General features: G+C 40.3%; 1 protein-coding gene. It reads right to left on the reverse strand.

The genetic code is table 11. The features are described from left to right. Positions 1-337, reverse strand: a 337-nt coding sequence (locus KPX09_RS05380; protein ID WP_249549318.1) for a P44/Msp2 family outer membrane protein, incomplete at its 3' end; no start/stop codon positions are given. Positions 338-1,063: the final 726 nt, after the last annotated feature.

Genomic DNA, 1,063 nt, shown 5'->3' on the forward strand with positions numbered 1-1,063 from the left:
CATAACCAACACTACCTTCCATAGCTACAAGCATGTTGTCCTTAAACCCAATCCGAGGATCGGGTGTATTCCAGTCAAACTTGTTAGACTCAAGTTTGACACTCTTACCATCCTTTAAGTATGGATATACTGCCCTAGTCTCTCCGTTACTCTCCCTTATACTAAAATCTCTTATCTTGCTAAACGCTGGACTGTAATCCAAACCAACATAGAAATATCCCGCACCGCTAGACCCCAAAGCACTAACATCATCATGAGCCTTAGCATCTTGTCCTGCCATAACTATAGCCAAGGACATCATTACGCTTCCTAAAAATAGCTTACTTCTAGATCTCATATACTAACTATCTAATAGAAGCAGGGTAAGTTGAACTTACCCTGCTTCCTACAAACCACCTTTAAAAGCGAACCTAACACCAAATTCACCACCGACATAAGACATGGAGAAGTTAGCAATAGCAGTATCCTTGAGTACGTCCAGCTGTACTTCGTTGATGGTTTCGTAACCTTTCTTATACTTCTACTTCCTTATGTGTTGTCTTTGCTGTACCCCATATCAACGAGATCATCTGCTTCCCTGAGTACATACCTGTCTGATGCAGTTCTGGGGTTATTCTGCGACGTTGTGGCTCTTCTTATATACTTATGGATTGTAGATGACTTCTCGTTCGAGCACGTTTTAAATAATTCACACTCTCTACAACCAGTACTGTACAAGATTACCGGTGTATGGGGAAATTATCAGGGTTCTTACCTTCTATTTTTATGGCTACTAAGTGTATATACTGCCAGAATGGAATTTGCTCACAAGGACAATAACCTTAAAAAATAGACCTGACTGTTTAGCGCCCCATCCTGATAGGGTTTACAGCTTTCGGTGTGATTTTTTTCAATCCTTTTTCAAAAGTATTTTTTGTCGAACTCCTTTCCTTCAAGACACTTCGTATAAATAAGTTACACAGCACTCTTTAATTACCTATCCACCTCGGCCATAATACATGGCACCCTCTTGAGCATGCTCATACTATAGCTATAATCTCTTTTCCAGATAAAAAGTGGGCCC

The organism is Anaplasma phagocytophilum (assembly GCF_023476575.1).
Lineage (GTDB): Bacteria > Pseudomonadota > Alphaproteobacteria > Rickettsiales > Anaplasmataceae > Anaplasma > Anaplasma phagocytophilum_A.